This is a genomic window from Actinokineospora enzanensis DSM 44649 (genome assembly GCF_000374445.1).
Classification (GTDB): domain Bacteria; phylum Actinomycetota; class Actinomycetes; order Mycobacteriales; family Pseudonocardiaceae; genus Actinokineospora; species Actinokineospora enzanensis.
The window spans coordinates 63848-80467 of sequence record NZ_KB894428.1 but is presented as its reverse complement, the minus strand read 5'-3'; the positions used below and the strand labels follow the sequence as shown (position 1 = coordinate 80467).

The window sequence follows — 16620 nt, the reverse complement described above, 5'->3', positions numbered from 1 at the left end:
GGGTGGCGGTTGGTGCTCCCCTGGTAAGGCTGATCGGCCGAGTGCCGTCCTGAGCGGTAGCTCTTTCTGCCTATCGACAAGGGGCGAATGGCCTCAAACGCGCACGTCAGGCCCCTCGGCGCGGCCTGACGTCTTGTCGGTTACCGATCTGAGTCATAGCTTTCACCTGTACGGCCCTTGCGAAGTCGACCTTCCGCTCGTTTGATGCGCAACCGCCCTCAGGAGGCCATGCCATGGACACCCTCGCTTCCCACGACGCGGCAAAGATCATCACCCGGATGGCCGACAACACGCAACCCGGTGGTCGTGCGCGGTGGGATGGCGGGCGGATGGGGACCCGGGTGACCCGGGGCACCGATCTCCAGCGTGGCACGAGAGTGACCCGCGGCACCAGGGTCACCGCGGAGATCACCGGACCGGACGCACGGGGTACTCGGGTGACCGCACTGCTCGGCACCCGGGTCACGGCCGAGGTCGACCGCGGCACGAGGGTCACCGCCGAGGTCGACCGCGGTACCCGGGTCACGGCCGGGCTGGAGTGCGGCACCCGCGTCACGCGTGGCACCAGGGTCACGGGCGGGACGAGGGTCACTTTCATCGAGCGCGGCACGCGAGTCACGGCCGCCGAGCGCGGGACCAGGGTCACGGCGAGTGACCGGGGTACTCGGGTGACGTCCATTGAACGCGGCACCCGGGTCACGGCCGCCGAGCGCGGTACGCGAGTGACCGCGATCGAGCGCGGTACGCGGGTCACCGCGACCGACCGGGGCACTGACGTCACGGCGGCGGATCGGGGCACGCGGGTGACGGCGATCACTCGTGGCACCCGGGTCACGGCGAACGACCGAGGCACGCGGGTTACAGCGGCCGAACGCGGCACGCGAGTCACAGCGATCATTCGCGGTACCAGGGTCACGGCGAGCGACCGAGGGACCCGGGTCACGGCCATCGAGCGTGGCACCAGGGTCACGGCGATCACTCGCGGCACCCGGGTCACGGCAACCGACCGGGGCACGCGAGTCACCGCCACCGATCGGGGCACCCGCGTCACCGCGGGCGGGCGCGGCACGCGAGTCACGTCCGCCGATCGCGGCACGCCAGTCACCTCCGTCAGCCGCGGCACCCGCGTCACCGCCTGCGACCGGGGAACTCGGGTCACCTCTCTCGACCGGGGCACTCGGGTCACCGCCACCGGCCGGGGCACTCGCGTCACGGCGAACGATCGCGGAACGCGGGTCACGGCAGCCGACCGGGGCACGCGGGTCACCTCTGTTGACCGGGGTACGCGGGTCACCGCCGCCTTCGGCACCCGGGTCACCGCCAAGTCCGGTACTCGGGTCACCGCGGAGTTCGGTACCCGCGTCACGGCTGTCGAGTTCGGTACGCGGGTCACCGCCGGGCACCGTGGTGCCAGGGTCACGCGCGGTACTCGGGTCACCCTTCAGGAGCGGGGCACCCGGGTCACCAGGGGCACTCGGGTCACCGGCGGGACGCGCGTCACCGCCGCCTGAGCAGGCCGTCCCGCCCCCGGTGCGAGGGCGGGACGAAAAGAAGTCTCAGGCGGCCGGTTCGCCCAGGTAGGGCAGCCAGAGCGGGTCGGCGTCGACCACGCCCGCGAGTAGTCGCCAGTGTGGGCCGCGTGGCGCGGTGGGGATCACGCGCAGCCGCCAGCCCAGTTCGGAGAGCATCTTGTCGGCCTTGCGGTGGTTGCACTTTGCGCAGCAGGCGACGCAGTTCTGCCACGTGTGTTGCCCCCCGCGGCTGCGTGGGACCACGTGGTCTATCGTCTCCGCTCGGCCGCCGCAGTAGGCACAGCGGTAGCGGTCGCGGTGCATCAATCCGGCTCGGGTCAGTGGGACCCGGCCGCGGTAGGGCACGCGGACATAGCTGCTGAGGCGGATGACCGAGGGGATCACCACGCTCGACGTCGCGGAGTGCACGGCCATGCCCGCCGGGTCGCCGTGCACGACCTCGGCCTTGCCGCAGACCACGAGCACGACCGCGCGGCGCAGCGAGAGCGCGGTGAGCGGCTCGAAGGTGGTGTTGAGCAGCAGCACGCGGCGCCTGCCCCAGGACGGGACGGGTCGCGGGTGCGGCGGGTCGGGTACCACCACGCAGCTCGGGGCGGCCCGGTCGCGCGCGGCGACTGGTCCCGGGGTCTCCCCCGGGTCCGGGCATAGCGTCGGCCCCGGCGCGTGCCCCGCGGGCGCGCCGGAGCGGGTCGGTTGTCGGTCTGGCACTCGACCACCTCCACCGGTGCTGCCTAAGTCGACCACATACCCGGGCCGGAGCGCACGTGTGTTCTGTGACGTGTCTTGGATCACCCGTCGAAATCGGGGTGAACGCGAGCGGGTTACGCGACCGCGGGGTGCGTCGACCGGGCGGGCGGCCGCCGGCTATCGTCGGCGGCGATGACTCCCGCGCTGATCCCGACCCAGTTGCCGTTTCCGATGGAACCCCCGAAGTGCATCACCGAGGACGGTTCGTGGTGTGCGGAGGTGTGGCGGCTGACCGGCAACGAGTGGCTGGCGGCCTCGGCAGGCTGGCTGGTGGCGAAGCCGCTGAAGATCCTGATGATCTTCGTGGTGGCGTTCCTGATCCGGCTCGTGGTGCGGCGCCTGATCGACCGGTTGACCTCGGGCAACGGGAAGATGCCCGCGTTGTTGCGGCCGTTGAAGGAGCGGGCGCCCGCGCTCGGGTCGTTGATCTCGGAGCGGCGCACGCAGCGGGCGCGCACGATCGGCTCGGTGTTGAAGTCGGTGGTGACGTTCCTGGTCTACGGGCTGGCGTTCATCCTGGCGCTTGGCGAGCTGGGGGTGCAGCTGGGGCCGATCATCGCCTCGGCCGGGATCGTGGGTGTGGCGTTGGGGTTCGGCGCGCAGAACCTGGTGAAGGACTTCCTGTCCGGCATCTTCATGATGCTGGAGGACCAGTACGGCGTCGGCGATGTGGTGGACGTGGGTCCGGCGAGCGGCACGATCGAGGCCGTGGGGCTGCGGGTGACCACGTTGCGCGATGTCAACGGCACGGTGTGGTATGTGCGGAACGGGGAGATCCTGCGGGTCGGCAACTCCAGCCAGGGTTTCGCGGTGGCCGTTGTGGACCTGCCGGTGGGCTATGGCGCGGATGTGGACGCGGTGTCGGGGTTGTTGGCGCGGGTGGCGACCGAGCTGTCCGGTGAGGACGCGTACAAGGCGGACGTGATCGAGCCGCCGGAGGTGTTGGGTGTGGAGAAGGTCACGCCGGAGAGTGTGACGATCCGGATGACGGTGAAGGTGCGGCCGGGCAGGCAGTGGGCGGTGCAGCGGGCGTTGCGGGCGCGGGCGATGGGGGCGATCGAGGAGTCGGGGATCCAGCCGCCGATGGGCAGGTTGTTCCCGCCTGCGCCGTCCGCGTAGTGGTGCGCGAGGATGGGGTGGTGGGTACCCCGAGCGATGCGGACATCGAGAACTTCTACGAGGCGGTCGGCGGCGAGGACACGTTCCACCGGATCGTGGCCCGGTTCTACGCGGAGGTGGCCGCGGACGACGTGCTGCGGCCGATGTACCCGGAGGCGGACCTGGGTCCGGCGGAGGAGCGGCTGCGGTTGTTCCTGATGCAGTACTGGGGTGGCCCGCACACCTATTCGGACCGGCGCGGGCATCCGCGGTTGCGGATGCGGCACCAGCCGTTCGTGATCGGGCCGGTGCAGCGGGACGCGTGGCTGCGGTGCATGCGGGTGGCGGTCGACTCGGCGGGGTTGGCCGAGGAGCATCGGACGAAGCTCTGGCAGTACCTGGAGATGGCGGCGAACAGCCTGTTGAACAGCTGGGTCTGACGGGTTCAAGATCACAGACCGGCGCGACTGGTCCAGTCCGTCGGCGGCCGATGGCAGGATGACTGATCGTGCGACGAACCGCCGAGCCCGAGGGTGACGACCCGGCGCCGCTGTGGTGGCAGCGGGCGGTGTTCTACCAGATCTATGTCCGTTCCTTCGCCGACTCCGACGGCGACGGGGTGGGCGACCTGGAGGGCATCCGGTCCCGTTTGGGCTACCTGGAGCTGCTGGGTGTGGACGCGTTGTGGCTCACCCCGTTCTTCCGGTCCCCGATGGCCGATCACGGTTACGACGTGTCCGATCCGCGCGCGGTGGACCCGTTGTTCGGTGATCTGGCGGCGTTCGACCGGTTGGTGGCCGAGGCGCACGGGCACGGGATCAAGGTGACGATCGACGTGGTGCCGAACCACACGAGCGACGAGCACCCGTGGTTCCGGGCGGCGTTGTTGGCGCCGCCGAACAGCCGGGAGCGGTCGCGGTATGTGTTCCGGGATGGTCGTGGCCCGGACGGGTCGGTGCCGCCGAACAACTGGCCGAGCGTGTTCGGCGGTCCGGCGTGGACGCGGGTGCACGACGGGCAGTGGTATCTGCATCTGTTCTCGCCGCGGCAGCCGGATCTGAACTGGGACAACTCGGAGGTCCGCGCGGACCTGGTGGAGACGTTGCGGTTCTGGCTGGATCGCGGCGTGGACGGGTTCCGGGTGGACGTGGCGGACGGGATGGCGAAGCCGCAGGGTTTACCGGACATGCCGGAGTACCTGCTGTCGATCGACCGTTCGGCCACGCACAGCCCGGCGGACCCGCGGTTCGACGCGGACGAGGTGCACGAGATCCACCGCCTGATCCGGAAGGTGGCGGACGAGTACCCGGGTTCGATGGCGGTGGGTGAGATCTGGGTGGAGACGGACGAGCAGTTCGCGCGGTATGTGCGGCCGGACGAGCTGCACCTGGGTTTCAATTTCACGTTGACGACGACGGATTTCGACGCGGACGCGGTGCGGCGGGCGATCGACCATTCGCTGGAGGCGGTGTCGCGTTCTCCTTCGCCTGCCACGTGGACGTTGTCGAACCATGACGTGGACCGGCATGTGACGCGTTACGGGGGCGGGTCGCAGGGGTTACGTCGGGCTCGGGCGATGGCTTTGGTGCAGTTGGGGCTGCCCGGGGTGGTCTATCTGTATAACGGCGAGGAGCTCGGGTTGCCGAATGTCTCGTTGCCGGACTGGGCTTTGCAGGATCCGTTGTGGGAGCGCACCGGGCACACGGATCGGGGACGGGATGGTTCCCGTGTCCCGTTGCCTTGGGAGGGGTCGTCGGTTCCGTTCGGGTTTTCCGCGGGTAAGCCGTGGTTGCCGGTGCCCGAGGAGTGGGCGGGGTTGACGGTGGAGACGCAGTTGGAGGATCCGGAGTCGATGCTGTCGCTTTACCGGCACGCGTTGGAGCTGCGGAAGACGCATGCGGGGTTCGGGGGGACGGAACTGGAGTGGTATGGGGCGCCGCCGGGGTGTTTCGCTTATCGGCGGAAGGGTGGGGGGTTGATCTGTGCGTTGAACACCTCGGGTGGGCCGGTGCCGTTGCCGCCGGGTGAGGTGTTGTTGGCTTCGGGGCCGTTGGACGGCACGGACCTGCCGCCGGAGACGGCTGTCTGGCTGGTATGAACTCGGCACTGGCCTGCGAAAGGCCAGTGCCGAGGCCGGGGTCAGACCAGGAGTGGGAGTAGGGCGTGGCGGCGGCGGACGACGGCGCCGTAGCGGGCGTCGAGGCGCATCCAGGAGTCGGTGGCGGTGACCCGGATGTGGTCGTCGGTGTCGGAATCGGTGTCGGTGTCGGCGAGGAAGCCCATGCCGGACAGGGCGAACAGGCAGCGGAGCGGGACCTTGATCTCCAGGCCGTCGCCGGTGACGGTGAGGACGTTCTGGTCCAGCAGGGACGCCGGGGGTGTGCCCTGGGGGCCGACGTTCTCCCTGGCCACCGCGATGCCCTTGTCGGCCAGGTCGGACACCATGCGGGCGGGCAGGCGGTCCACGACCTGCCAGTGCCGGGTGGGCGGCAGGGCGGAGCGCCAGAGCAGGTCGCGGGGTGGGCCGGGGTCGAGGCGGTCGCCGCGGACGACGGCCAGGGCGGCGAGGAGTTCGTTGCCGGAGACGGTCATGTCCGTGGGGTCGACACTCCCCCGTGCCGTGCGGGTGGCCAGGACGTCGAACGGGGTGGCGACCCAGGCGTCGATCAGGCCCTCGTCGCGGCCGCGGAGGCGGACCACGGCCTGCGGGTCGAGGCGGACGGCGCGGGCGACGAAGGCGCCCAGGTCGGCTCGTTCGGACGGGTCGGCGAAGTGCAGGTCAGGCACCGTTGCCCCCGCTGTGCCAGGCGGCCAGGAAGTCGCGTTCCAGGTCGGTGATCCGCCGGGGTTTGCCGCTGGCCAGGTCGTAGGGGGCGAGGGTGGTGGCGGCGGTGACGGCGACGGTGTCGGTCTCGGACGGGCCGCCGCGGACGAGGTAGTCGAGGACGAAGTAGGCGGCGCGGATCTCGCGGACCGACATCTCCACGCGTAACACGCCGCCGTCGGCGAACAGGGGGGCGCGGTAGTCGACCTCAAGGCGGGCGACCACCACTCCCCTGGCCAGGTCGTCGGCGCCGCGCAGGGCGGCCTCGCGGAAGAGCAGGTCGACCCGGGCCTCTTCCAGCAGGGTGACCGTGTTGGCGTGGTTGACGTGGCCGAAGGCGTCCATGTCGGACCACCGCGGTCGCACCTCGGCGACGAACGCACCCAAAGGAATGTCCCCTCCCAGCCGGTTCGCGCTGACTTTATCCCCGTCCGGGAACGGGCCCGCCGCCCGGGGACTCTGCCCAGGGCGGCGGGTCGGGGTGACTCGGTGAACGCTCAGCGGACCATGCTGCGGACCTGTCGCGCGGCCACCGACAGGGTGGCCAGGTCGAGCCTGCCGGACGCGCGGATCTCGCCGAGCGCCGTGCGGGCGCGGGCCAGGCGGGAGGCGTTGACCCGTTCCCAGGACTCGATCTTCTCGGCGGCCGACTCGCCCGGTTCGCTCTGCCGCAGCACGTCGAGTGTGATGGCGCGCAGTGACCCGTAGAGGTCGTCGCGGAGGGCGAGGCGGGCCAGGGCGTGCCAGCGGTTGCCGCGTTCCAGGCCGCTGATCGAGGTGAGCATCAGGTCGATGTCCAGGTGGTCGGACAGCTCGAAGTAGAGCTGCGCGGCCTCCAGCGGGCTGCGTTCCACCTCGGCCCCGGCCGCGGTGCCCGCGTCCCGTTCGGCCAGCTCGGCGACCTCGGTGATGTCGAGCAGGCTGTAGGAGTCGAGCAGGCCCGCGATGCGCCTGGCCAGCTCGTCCGGCACGCCCGCGGCGATCATCTTCTCGGCGTCCGCGTCGGCTTCCTCGCGGGCGCGGCCGCGCAGCAGGTCGCCGACCTGGGGGGCGAGGTCGCGTACGACGCGGTGGAAGCGGTTGATCTCGGCGCCGACGGCGAGTGGCTGCGGCCGGTTGGTGAGCAGCCAGCGGGCGGCCCGGTCGAGCAGCCGCCGGATCTCCAGGACCATGTCGTCGGCCACGTCGGTGGGCACGGCGTTGTCCAGGGCGTGGATGCGGGACCAGATGTCGCGCAGGTCGTAGACGCCGGTGACCACGGCGAAGGCGCGGACGGCGTCGGTGGCGCTGGCGCTGATCTCCTCGGCGAGGCGGAAGGCATACGAGATGCCGCCGCCGTCGACGACCTCGTTGACCAGCAGGGTGGTGGTGATCTGCCGGTGCAGCGGGTGCGCGCTGATGGCCGGGCCGAACCGGTCGCGCAGCTGGGTGGGGAAGTACTCGGGCAGTCGGCGGGCGAACACGTCCTGCTCGGGCAGCTCGCTGGCCAGCACGTCCTCCTTGAGAGCGAGCTTGACGTGGGCGAGCAGGGTGGCCAGCTCGGGCGAGGTGAGGCCGTCGCACGCCTTGTCCAGGGCGCGGAACTGTTCGCGGGAGGGCAGGGCCTCCAGCCGCCGGTCGAAGCCGTCGGTCTTGTCCAGGGCGTCGACGAGGCGGGCGTGCACGGACAGCATGGGTTTGGCGTGCGCGCGGCTGACGCCGAGGACGGCGTTCTGGCTGTAGTTGTCGCCAAGGACCAGGTCGGAGACCTGCTCGGTCATTTCGGCGAGCAGCTCGTCGCGGGCGTGCGAGGCCAGTTCGCCCTCGCGGACCAGGTGGTCGAGCAGGATCTTGATGTTGACCTCGTGGTCGGAGCAGTCGACGCCCGCGCTGTTGTCCAGGGCGTCGGTGTTGACCTTGCCGCCGGTGCGCGCGAACTCGATGCGGCCGCGCTGGGTGAGGCCGAGGTTGCCGCCCTCGCCGACGACCTTGACGCGCAGCGCGGAGCCGTCGACGCGCAGCGCGTCGTTGGCCTTGTCGCCGACGTCGGCGTGGCTCTCGGTGCTCGCCTTGACGTAGGTGCCGATGCCGCCGTTCCAGAGCAGGTCGACCTCGGCGAGCAGGATGGCCTTCATCAGCTCCTGCGGGGAGAGCTTGCCGGTGTCCTCGGGCAGGCCGAGCGAGCGGGCGACCTGGGCGCTGACCGGGATGGCCTTGAGGGTGCGCGGGAAGACGCCGCCGCCCTCGCTGATCAGGGTGCGGTCGTAGTCGTCCCAGGAGGAGCGGGGCAGCTCGAACAGGCGCTTGCGCTCGTTGAAGCCGACGGCCGGGGACGGGTCGGGGTCGAGGAAGACGTGCCGGTGGTCGAAGGCGGCGACCAGGCGGATGTGCTTGGACAGCAGCATGCCGTTGCCGAACACGTCGCCGGACATGTCGCCGACGCCGACCACGGTGAACGTCTGGGACTGGGTGTCGACGCCGAGCTCGCGGAAGTGGCGTTTGACGCTCTCCCAGGCGCCCTTGGCGGTGATGCCCATGGCCTTGTGGTCGTAGCCGACGGAGCCGCCGCTGGCGAACGCGTCGCCGAGCCAGAAGCCGCGGCTGCAGGCGAGCTCGTTGGCGATGTCGGAGAAGGTGGCGGTGCCCTTGTCGGCGGCGACGACCAGGTAGGTGTCGTCGCCGTCGTAGCGGACGACGCCGCGGGCAGGCACGACCTCGCCGCCCTGCAGGTTGTCGGTGAGGTCGAGCAGGCCGGAGATGAACATGCGGTAGCAGGCGATGCCCTCGGTCTGGAAGGCCTCGCGGTCCAGGCTGGGGTCGCCGGTGGGGGCGGGCGGGCGCTTGACCACGAAGCCGCCCTTGGCGCCGACCGGCACGATCACCGCGTTCTTCACCGCCTGCGCCTTGACCAGGCCGAGTACCTCGGTGCGGAAGTCCTCGCGGCGGTCGGACCAGCGCAGGCCGCCGCGGGCGACGGCGCCGAAGCGCAGGTGCACGCCCTCCACGCGCGGGGAGTACACGAAGATCTCGAACCGGGGCCGGGGCTCGGGCAGCTCGGGCACGGCGCGTGGTTCCAGCTTGACCGCCAGGTAGGGGCGGGGGGCGCCGTCGGTGTCGCGGACGTAGTAGTTGGTGCGCAGGGTGGCCCGGATGAGGGTGAGCAGGCTGCGCAGGATGCGGTCCTCGTCGAGGCTGGTGACGCCGTCGATGAGCTCGGTGATCTCGGCGATGCGGGTGTCCGCCTGGGCGTGCCGGGCGTCGTCGGACAGGGCCGGGTCGTAGCCGACCTCGAACAGGCGGACCAGGGCGGTGGCGATGGCGGTGTGCGCGAGGACGGCGTCCTCGATGTACTCCTGCGAGTACGGGGTGCCCGCTTGGCGCAGGTAGCGCGAGTAGGCGCGCGGCACGACCGCCTGCCGCCAGGTGAGGCCGCCGCGCAGGACCAGGGCGTTGAACCGGTCGGGTTCGGCCTCGCCGCGCCAGATCGCGGCGAACGCCTCCTGGAAGCCGACCCTGCGCCGGTCGAGCTCCTCGGCAGGCGCCTCCAGCACGCTCGGTTCGATGCGCAGCCCGAAGTCGTAGATCCACCAGCGGGTGCCGTCCTCGCGGCGCAGCTCGTAGGGGCGTTCGTCGACGACCTCGACGCCCATGTTCTGCAGCACCGGCAGCACCTGGGACAGGGTGATGCCGCGGCCGCTGAGATAGAGCTTGAAGCGGCGCTCGCCGGGGCTGGCGCCCTGCGGCACGTAGAACGACATGGCCAGGTCGTCCTCGCCGGTCAGCGCGCGCAGCTTGTGCAGGTCGGCGAGGGCCTCGGCGGCGGTGAAGTCCTCCTTGTAGGCCTCCGGGAACACGCTGGCGTAGCGCTGGCCCTGTTCGGTGGCCGACTCCGGGCCGAGGGTGGATCCGGCGTCGGCCTGTTCGCGCTGTTCGGCGAACACGGCCTCGACGAGGCGGTCGTCCCAGCCGCGCACGGCCTCGGTGAGGCGTTCCTGGATGCGCTGCACGTCCGGGTCGACGTGGCGGCCCGGGTCGGTGTGCACGATGAAGTACACCTGCGCGAGCGGGGTCTCCCCCAGGCGCGTGCTGAACTCCAGGTTGGTGCCGCCCAGCTCGTCGAGCAGAACCTCCTGCATGGCGATGCGGGAGGTGGTGGTGTAGCGGTCGCGGGGCAGGAAGATCAGGCAGGAGAAGAACCGCGCGTACGGGTCGCGGCGCAGGAACAGCCGCAGCCTGCGGCGGTCGGCGAGGGCGAGCACGCCGGTGGTGGTGGAGTAGAGGGCGTCGGCGGTGGTGGAGAACAGTTCCGCGCGCGGCCAGTTCTGGATGACCTCCAGCATGCGCTGCCCGGAGTAGGACTCCATGGGGAACCCGGCCTGGTGGATCACCTCGCGCACCCGGCGGGAGACCACCGGGATGTCCAGCACGTCCTCGTGCAGCGCGCTGGTGGTGAACACGCCGAGGAAGCGGTGTTCGCCGGTGACCTCGCCGTCCGGGCCGAAGGTCTTGACGCCCACGTAGTACGGGTAGGTGGAGCGGTGCACGGTCGAGGGGGCGCTGGCCTCGGTGAGCACCAGCAGGCGCGGCGCCAGCGCGTAGGCGACGGTGTCGGGGCCCGCGGTGAGGCTGCGCGCGGCGAGGCTGTCCTGGCGCAGCACGCCGAGGCCGCTGGCCAGCACGGCGCGCAGCGCGGGCTCGCCGTCCTCCTCGCCCGCGACGAGGTCGTTGCGGCGGTAGCCGAGGAAGGTGAAGTGGCCATCGGCCAGCCAGCGCAGCAGCGCGGCGCCATCGCGGACCTGCTCGGCGTCCAGCGGCGGCGGGTCGGCCTCCAGCTCGTCGGCGAGGGCGCGCGCGGTGCCCGCCATCCGGTCGGTGTCCTCGACGACCTCGCGCACGTCGTTGAGCACGGCGAGCAGCCCGGTCTCGATCTCGCGGGCCCGGTCGGCGTCGGTGAGCAGGTCGACCTCGATGTACATCCACGACTCGGCGAACGCCTCGCCGGGCGGCGCGTCCGGGTCGCAGGTCGGCAGCACGTCCTTGAGCTCGCCCGCAAGGTCGCGGCGCACCACCACGATGGGGTGCACGACCCGCTGGATCTGGACGCCGCGGCGCACGAGCTCGGCGCTCACGGACTCCACGAGGTAGGGCATGTCGTCGGTGACGATCTGCACGACCGAGCCGGTGGTGCTCCAGCCGTCCACGGCGCCGGTGGGGTTGAGCATCCGCACCGCGGGCCTGCCCTGGACCCGTTGACCTGCCAGCTGCGCGTGCGAGCGGACCGCGCCGACGAGGTCGACGGGGTCGTCGTCGATGACCTCCTCCGGCGGGATGTAGCGGAAGTAGAGGCGGATGAGGTCGGCGATGTCGGGCGCCTGTCGGGCGGCCCGCTCGATGAGGTCGTCTCTGATCTGTTCCGGGCTGGTGTTGACCGGTCGTCCGGCCGACGCCGAGCCGTCGACGCTGACGGCTCCATCGGTGCGGGACGAGACTCCAGTCGAGGTCATTGTGTTCCCTGACTCCACGCTTTGGCGGCACGCCGCTGTGCCGCATACGCCCCCCACATTAGTGCCGCCCCGGCCGGGCCCCGCATCTCGGGATCATCTCCCACATGGCGTTTTGCGAGGTCGGAACGGCATGTTCGGCCGCAGGTGGGGACGGCGTCACCTGGCTGTAGCGCGATGCCGCATTCCCGCCCGTGCCCGCCGGGCGCAAGGGATCCTCCGGGCGGGGACCCGCCCGGGCCGAGCGGGGCTGACCGTGGTTCCGGGTGCGTCCGGATCAGCCGCTGTCGAGGTCGGCGGGCGCCCATTCGGAGGAGCGGTGCCTGCCCCGGATGCCCGAGGGCGGGGTGGGGAGGCCGGAGAGATCGGTGCGGCGCGGCTCGGCACGTTCGGCCGGTTCGGCGGCGCGCGCGTCGGTGGCCCAGGAGCGTCGGCGGTCGGGCTCGGCGGCGGCCGCGGGCGGGCGGGCGTCGGCGGGCGGGGGCCAGCGGGCGGGCTCGGGGCGGCGCAGCTCGCCGGAGTTGTCTACCTGGGTGCCGACGGGGCGGGACGGCTCGGGCAGGCGGTCGGGCTCGGCGCCGAACAACGGGAGGTCGGCCCAGCCGTCGGACCAGCGGGGCACGTCGAGGCCTGGGTCGGCGGGCGCGGTCGGCGTGGGCTGCTCGGCTTGCTCGGCCTGGGTGGCTTGAGTTGCTTGGGTGGCTTGGAAGGCGACCAGCGCCTCGGCGAGCAGGTCGGCGAGACCGCTGGGATCGGTCCGCTCCCGCCTGCTCCCTGGCGTGCGCCGCTTGCGCGTGGGCAGCGCGGGGCGGTCGTCGTCGGGGTCGGTCGCGCTCGCCTGCTCGGGGTCCGGTTCGGGCTCGGGCTCGCGCTGTGCGAACGCGGCGGACCTGGGCAGGCCGCGCAGCCGGGCGGCGAAGTCGATGGCCCGCCGGTCGGCGTCGCTGACCTGTGGGGGCACGTCGCCCTCGGGGGTGCGCGGGATCGCCTCGGGCGCTCGCGGTTCCGGGGGCACGATCGGCGTGGACGCCGTGGCGGGCGGGTCGACCCTGGTGAACCCGGCGGCGAACAACGGTTCGAGATCGGCGCCCGGGGTACGCGGCGCCGGACCCGACCCGGCAGGCCTGCTCGCGGTCGCACGTGCTGGATCGTCGAGGGTCGGTCCGGCAGCCGCCATGGGTCCCGGGTCGCCGGGCATGCCTGCCACGGGTCGGTGGGTGCCCGACTGTCCCGGGTCACCGGGCGCGGAACCGGGGGCGACGGGCACGAATCCCGAGTCATCGGTCGGGAGGCCCTGAGTACCGGGAACGGGCCCCGCCTCACCGCGCGGTGGACCCGGAACGGGCGCCACCGATCCATGAAGGCCGGGCACGGGGCCCTGGGCGCCGTAGGAGGACTTCGCTGCCGAGATCCCATGGGTACCCGTCGCCGGAGCGGGTTCCGGATCCGTGGGCCCGTGGGCGGTGGGCGCGCTGAGGAACGAGCTCGGGGCGGTGGGTGTGCGGCCGGTGAGTCCGTGGGTGCCGGGCGCTGGGTCCGGGTTGTCGAGAACGGGCTTCGGGGTGGGTGCGGGGCCCGGGTCGGCGGCCGGGAGTCCGGGGGCGAACGCGGTGGCGGGTTCGGGGAGGGGGGAACCAAGTGGGGGGGTCGGTTCGGGTTCGTCGGCGGGGGCGCCCAGGCGGGGGGCGTCGAGAGAGCCGGAGGTGTGCAGGACACCGGAGTCGGCGCGGCGGGCGCCGGGGATGGGGATGGTGGGTTCCGTGTCGTCCCACGGGGTGTTCGGGGGGGCCATGGAGGCGGGGAACATCGGCGGGGCGGGAAGCGACACGGAACCCAGGTCGTACGGGTCGGGCTCGGGTACCGGGTCGTCGACCGGGTAGCCGTCGTCGTCGGGGGCCCGGCGCCTGCCGCCGCCCTCGGCGGTGACGCCGAACCGGCTGAGCACCGACTGGGCGGCGGCCTCGGTGTCCACAGTGGACGTCTCGGGGTCCTGGGCGCGGCGGGCGGCGCGGCGGCCGGGGGTGGGCTCGTCGACCTCGTCGGCGTTGAGCACCGACTCGATGGCCCCGGCCCGCGGGGACACGGGTATCGGCTCGGCGGCGGGCTCCTCGTCGGCCGCGCGACGGCGCCGCAGACCGCCGGACAGGTGCCGGGCCGGGATGGAACCGGCGCCGCCGCCGTGGCGGGGGGTGGCGGACTCCTGGCTGGGCAGGGTTTCCGCCGCGTGCCCGAAACGCGAGGAGGCGGACAACGCGTCGGAACCCGTCGCCGCGTCGGCCCGACGCTCGGTGGAGTCCCGTGCCGCCGGGACTCCCGGGGCGAGGGACTCGGCCTGCGCGGCGTGCGGCGCACCGGGGCCGGTGGCGACCGGTGGGTCCGCAGGCGGGTGCGGTAGCGCCGACTCGCCGGGGGGCACGGCATGGTCGCTCGCCACGCCTGCCGAGCCCGGGGGTGCCGAGCGTGCGACTGCCCCGGGCGCGGTGTGCGACGGCGGTACGCCTGCGGTGGCGGAGCCCGCGTCCCCGGTCACAGCGGCGGAAGCAGGCGATCCGGGCGCCGAGTACGGCGAAACACCTGACGCGGCAACGGAACCGGCACTGCCCGCCGCACCGGTGGAACTGGTCCTCGACCCACCGGATGGCGACGACGGGACATCAGGGGTGGGGGCTGGACCGCCATCCGCGTCGGAGGGGTCCACGAGACCGGCGGACAGCGCCGGGAACAACCCCGGAACACCTGAAGCGGCGACGGGACTGTCATCGGTCGCCGGGTCCGATGTGCCTGCGGGACCGGACGATGTGGGAGCGGCGTGCGACACCGCCGGAACGTCAGGCGAGGCGGCAGGGCTGTCACCCGTCGCATCGGCCGGGGTCGTGGAAGCGACCGGTGCGCTGTGTGCTGGTGACGGGCCTGCGCCTGTCGCGGGGGGCGCCACGGGATCGGTCGATGGGCTGGGCGAGTGCTGTCCGGCGGTCGCCTGTTCAGGTGCGACTGGTTCCGGCGTGGGCGTTTCAGGCACGGGGTTCGCCGCTGGCGGGCTGGGTTCCGTGGCTGCCCTGGTGCCTGCCGGGGCCGACTCGCGGGGGGCTCGGGTTTCCGCGCCGGGTGTCGCGGCGTGCGACGGGATGGTGTCCTGGCCGACCGGGACCGTCTTGGCCGTGGTGGGGGCTCGGTGGAAGCGGTCGGTGCGGCGGAGTACGGCGGGGGCCGGGCTGATGACCTCCGGTACCCGCATGGCCTTGCGGGCGGCCAGGAGCAGGGGTTCGACGCCGTCGCGGGGGTTGCCGTCGGGGGTGGTGGGGGTGACGGCGACGCCGGTGGCGAGGGTGAGTTCGTGGCCGTTGTCGTCGATCAGCCACTGGGCCTCGGTGGCGGTGTCGCGGATGGCGGTGGCCAGGGCCTCGGCGGTGGGGCGGTCGGTGGCGGGCAGCAGGACGGCGAACTCGCCGCGGTCGGAGCGGAGGAGCTCGGCGTCCTGGGGGGCCAGGTCGCGGACGTGGATGGCCAGGGCGTTGAGCGAGACCTCGCCGCCCACCGGGAGCGGGGGTTCGGCAGGCTCGACGGGTTCGGCCAGGCCCTGGGGGGTGACCCGGACGAGGACCGCGGCGAAGGTGGCGGTCGCGGGACGGGTCTGGCGGGGAACGGCCGGGGCGGGCGGGGTCGCTGGGCGGACGGTGTCGCGGAGCAGGGACACCGCGCTCTCCGGGTCGCGGACGGCGCCGACCTCGGCGATGAGCAGGGCGCGGGCCGCCTCGGCGGCGCGCAGGTGGCGGTACTCGGCGGCGCGGGCCGAGCGGAGGGCGTGCAGGGCGTCGCCGGGGCGGGCGGCCTCCTCCTCGGCGTGCGCGAGGAAAGTCCAGGCGTCGGCGAGCAGTGAGTCCAGGCCGTGGCGTTCGGCGACGCGGACCACGTCGACCAGCAGTGCCCGGCCGGGCGCGGACCGGCCGGAGGGCAGGTGCACGCGGGTGGCCACGGCCAGCCGGAGCCTGCCGAGCGCGAGCGCGGACGTGGCGCGGACCGGTTCGTCCAGGGCCGTGGCCGCGACCCGGGCCGCCTCGTCCAGGTCGCCCTCGTCGAGAAGCGCGCACACCAGTTCCAGCACCAGCCGGGGCCGGGCCAGGCCGCCTTCCGCGTGCGGGTCGGCGAGGCGGTTGAGCAGCGAGAGTCCTTCGCGAGCGGCCTCGGTCGCCGCCTCGGTGTCGCCGTGTCTGCGGTGGTAGGAGGCGGTGCGCGCGGACAGCAGCGCCCGCTGCACGCGTCGCCCGTCGGGACCGGCGGCCTCGTCCGCGGCGAACAGCCGGTCGGCCTCGGCGAGCGCGTCCTCCAGGTCGTCGCGGTTGCCCACGTGCACGGCGCAGGCCACGAACTGGGCCAGCGCCGCCGCCCGGATGGCGGGCGCGGCCTCGCGCAGCCGCAGTACCGGGCGCAGGAACTCGCACCCGGCCAACGGCTCGCCCAGCACCCGGGCACACGCGGCCAGCGCGACCCGCAACGTCGCGGCCCACTCGACCCGCCCGCCCCCGGTCACCGCGTGCAGCGCGACCAGCCCCGGCTCCACCGCCTCGGCGTGCCGCCCCAGCCGCACCAGGGACGTGCTCAGCAGCACCCGTGCCCGGGTCCCGATGGCGGCGTCGATGCTCCCGGCGGTCCGGGCCGCCGGGATCGTGGGCTGGGTGGCCCGGTCCCCCGTCGGACTTTCCGGGTCGGTCGTCGAGTCGGTGCCGACGGCCGGACCCGGGGAATCCGACGGGGTGGGGCGGGGGTTCGCGGAGCGGACGGGGACGGTGGTGGTGCGGGCCAGGGCGCGGGCGGCGAACCGCTCGGTGAGCTCGGGTGCGGTGTGGCGGAGGTGTTCGGCCGCGTCCAGCAGTGCCGCGCACTCGGACGCGGCCGACACCGCCGCCGGTAACTCGTTCCAGGCCGCCGCCACGTCGCCGCG

Annotated in this window: 9 protein-coding genes; 4 read left to right on the top strand and 5 right to left on the bottom strand. The window is 72.9% G+C overall.

What is annotated here, in order from left to right; all coding sequences use genetic code 11:
* Window positions 1-233: 233 nt before the first annotated feature.
* Window positions 234-1511, top strand: a complete 1278-nt coding sequence (locus C503_RS48950) for a hypothetical protein (RefSeq protein ID WP_018685154.1) — start codon at window positions 234-236, stop codon at window positions 1509-1511.
* 45 nt (window positions 1512-1556) lie between these two features.
* Here C503_RS48950 and C503_RS0126010 read toward each other — a convergent pair whose 3' ends face one another.
* Window positions 1557-2240 carry an HNH endonuclease gene (locus C503_RS0126010; RefSeq protein ID WP_211222467.1) on the bottom strand — a complete coding sequence of 228 codons (684 nt, stop codon included), beginning with the start codon at window positions 2238-2240 and terminating at the stop codon, window positions 1557-1559.
* 171 nt (window positions 2241-2411) lie between these two features.
* Here C503_RS0126010 and C503_RS0126005 point away from each other — a divergent pair, with 171 nt between their 5' ends.
* From C503_RS0126005 to C503_RS0125995, 3 genes are all read left to right on the top strand, one after another.
* The gene (locus C503_RS0126005) at window positions 2412-3398 is read left to right on the top strand and encodes a mechanosensitive ion channel family protein (RefSeq protein WP_018685152.1); all 987 of its coding nucleotides are present in this window, start codon (window positions 2412-2414) and stop codon (window positions 3396-3398) included.
* Window positions 3399-3418: 20 nt separating this feature from the next.
* Complete coding sequence (locus C503_RS0126000; protein ID WP_026316708.1) at window positions 3419-3817, top strand: globin; 399 nt, start codon at window positions 3419-3421, stop codon at window positions 3815-3817.
* Window positions 3818-3885: 68 nt separating this feature from the next.
* Window positions 3886-5475, top strand: coding sequence for a glycoside hydrolase family 13 protein (locus C503_RS0125995; protein WP_018685150.1), 1590 nt, complete (start codon window positions 3886-3888; stop codon window positions 5473-5475).
* Between the two features lie 41 nt (window positions 5476-5516).
* Here the strand turns inward: C503_RS0125995 and C503_RS0125990 are convergent, their stop codons facing one another.
* From C503_RS0125990 to C503_RS43610, 4 genes are all read right to left on the bottom strand, one after another.
* Window positions 5517-6164 carry a DUF8010 domain-containing protein gene (locus tag C503_RS0125990; RefSeq protein WP_018685149.1) on the bottom strand — a complete coding sequence of 216 codons (648 nt, stop codon included), beginning with the start codon at window positions 6162-6164 and terminating at the stop codon, window positions 5517-5519.
* Window positions 6157-6546, bottom strand: a complete 390-nt coding sequence (locus C503_RS0125985; RefSeq protein ID WP_156893485.1) for an acyl-CoA thioesterase — start codon at window positions 6544-6546, stop codon at window positions 6157-6159. Before C503_RS0125985 ends, C503_RS0125990 begins: the two co-directional genes overlap by 8 nt.
* 152 nt (window positions 6547-6698) lie before the next feature.
* The gene (locus tag C503_RS0125980) at window positions 6699-11684 is read right to left on the bottom strand and encodes an NAD-glutamate dehydrogenase (RefSeq protein WP_018685147.1); all 4986 of its coding nucleotides are present in this window, start codon (window positions 11682-11684) and stop codon (window positions 6699-6701) included.
* Window positions 11685-11958: 274 nt separating this feature from the next.
* Window positions 11959-16611 carry a hypothetical protein gene (locus C503_RS43610; RefSeq protein ID WP_026316707.1) on the bottom strand — a complete coding sequence of 1551 codons (4653 nt, stop codon included), beginning with the start codon at window positions 16609-16611 and terminating at the stop codon, window positions 11959-11961.
* Window positions 16612-16620: the final 9 nt, after the last annotated feature.

Excerpts from the sequence above, each read along its gene's own strand:
- C503_RS48950 (WP_018685154.1), top strand. The coding sequence starts at position 234 with ATGGACACCCTCGCTTCCCACGACGCGGCAAAGATCATCACCCGGATG.
- C503_RS0126005 (WP_018685152.1), top strand. The coding sequence starts at position 2,412 with ATGACTCCCGCGCTGATCCCGACCCAGTTGCCGTTTCCGATGGAACCC.
- C503_RS0125985 (WP_156893485.1), bottom strand. The coding sequence starts at position 6,546 with ATGGACGCCTTCGGCCACGTCAACCACGCCAACACGGTCACCCTGCTG.
- C503_RS0125980 (WP_018685147.1), bottom strand. The coding sequence starts at position 11,684 with ATGACCTCGACTGGAGTCTCGTCCCGCACCGATGGAGCCGTCAGCGTC.